1 protein-coding gene is annotated in these 2,326 nt (G+C 59.5%); it reads left to right on the top strand.

Annotated elements, in window-relative coordinates; genetic code table 11:
• On the top strand, positions 1-2,326 hold a 2,326-nt coding region (locus HU750_RS26885; RefSeq protein WP_346010862.1), incomplete at both ends, for an immunoglobulin-like domain-containing protein.

The following is a 2,326-nucleotide window of genomic DNA, read 5'->3' as shown; positions in this document are numbered from 1 at the left end:
CGAGCCGGGTACCCCAGGCAACGAAGGCGATGTGGTCAAAGTCACCATCACCGCTGATCAAGTCTCGGTGGCGGAAAACGTCAAACCGACCTTCACCGTTCACATCAACACCGCGCTGGCTCACGATCTGGTCGTGACCCTGAGCAACAACGCTACCGTCACCATCAAGGCCGGCGAAACCAGCGCGCCGTACACTCACGAAGCACAGGGCGACGACGTCTACAAAGACGCCGGTGAAATCAGCCTGGGTATCAAGTCTGCAGCAGACATCGATGGTCGTACCTTCGAAAACCTGCAGCTGGGCGACGCCGCTTCGGTCAAAGTCACCGATACCACTGATGACGTCATCGCCAAACTGACCGCCACTCCATCGGTTACCGAAGGCGGCGAGATCACTTACACCGTCACCTTGGCCAACAAAGACGGTCTGCCGATCGACAACCACGCGCCGTTGTACTTCACCCTGAGTGACGGCAAAACGGTCATCACCGTTCCGGCGAACGGCACCACCGGTTCGATTACCGTGACCGCCCCGGACAACGTCTACACCGGCACTAACCCACCGGTCGAGCAGAGCCTGCAGGCGGTCAGCGGTGCTGACGCCTGGAAGTTCGAAAACCTGGTTCTGGACAAGACTCCAGTCAGCACCACTGTCACTGACGAGCCAGGCACGCCGGGCAACGAAGGCGACGTGGTCAAGGTGACCATCACCGCTGACCAGGTTTCGGTTGCTGAGAACGTGAAGCCGACCTTCACCGTTCACATCAACACCGCGCTGGCTCACGACTTGGTCGTGACCCTGAGCAACAATGCCACCGTCACCATCAAAGCCGGTGAAACCAGCGCGCCTTACACCCACGAAGCACAGGGCGATGACGTTTACAAAGACGCTGGCGAGATCTCGTTGGGCATCAAGTCCGCGGTCGATGTCGATGGTCGTGCCTTCGAAAACCTGCAGCTGGGTGACGCAGCGTCGGTCAAAGTGACTGACACTACTGACGACGTCATCGCCAAGCTGACCGCCACTCCTTCGGTCACCGAAGGCGGCGAGATCACTTACACCGTCACCCTGACCAACAAAGACGGTCTGCCGATCGATAACCACGCGCCGTTGTACTTCACCCTGAGTGACGGCAAAACGGTCATCACCGTTCCGGCCAACGGCACCACCGGTTCGGTTACCGTGACTGCGCCGGACAACGTCTACACCGGCGCTAACCCACCGGTCGAGCAGAGCCTGCAGGCGGTCAGCGGTGCTGACGCCTGGAAGTTTGAAAACCTGGTTCTGGACAAGACCCCGGTCAGCACCACTGTGACTGACGAGCCGGGTACTCCAGGCAACGAAGGTGATGTGGTCAAGGTCACCATCACGGCTGACCAGGTTTCGGTTGCCGAGAACGTGAAGCCGACCTTCACCGTTCACATCAACACCGCGCTGGCTCACGACTTGGTCGTGACCTTGAGCAACAACGCCACCGTCACCATCAAAGCCGGTGAAACCAGCGCGCCATACACTCACGACGCGCAGGGCGATGACGTTTACAAAGACGCTGGCGAGATCTCGTTGGGCATCAAGTCCGCGGTCGATGTCGATGGTCGTACCTTCGAAAACCTGCAGCTGGGTGACGCAGCGTCGGTCAAAGTGACTGACACTACTGACGACGTCATCGCCAAACTGACCGCCACTCCATCGGTTACCGAAGGCGGCGAGATCACTTACACCGTCACCCTGACCAACAAAGACGGTCTGCCGATCGACAACCACGCGCCGTTGTACTTCACCTTGAGTGACGGCAAAACGGTGATCACCGTCCCGGCGAACGGCACCACCGGTTCGATTACCGTAACCGCGCCAGACAACGTCTACACCGGCACTAACCCACCGGTCGAGCAGAGCCTGCAGGCGGTTAGCGGCGCTGACGCCTGGAAGTTTGAAAACCTGGTTCTGGACAAGACCCCGGTCAGCACCACTGTGACTGACGAGCCGGGTACTCCAGGCAACGAAGGCGATGTGGTCAAAGTCACCATTACCGCTGACCAGGTTTCCGTCGCCGAGAACGTCAAACCAACGTTCACCGTCCACATCAACACCGCGCTGGCTCACGACCTGGTCGTGACCTTGAGCAACAACGCTACCGTCACCATCAAAGCTGGCGAAACCAGCGCGCCGTACACCCACGAAGCGCAGGGCGACGACGTCTACAAAGACGCCGGTGAAATCGAGTTGGGCGTGAAGTCGGCAGCAGACATCGATGGCCGTGCCTTCGAGAATCTGCAGCTGGGCGACGCGGCGTCGGTCAAAGTCACTGACACCACCGACGATGTC

The organism is Pseudomonas sp. SWRI50, from assembly GCF_014269095.1.
Taxonomy (GTDB): domain Bacteria; phylum Pseudomonadota; class Gammaproteobacteria; order Pseudomonadales; family Pseudomonadaceae; genus Aquipseudomonas; species Aquipseudomonas kermanshahensis.
The sequence above is the reverse complement of the archived record's forward strand: the minus strand, read 5'-3'. Positions and strand labels throughout refer to the sequence as shown.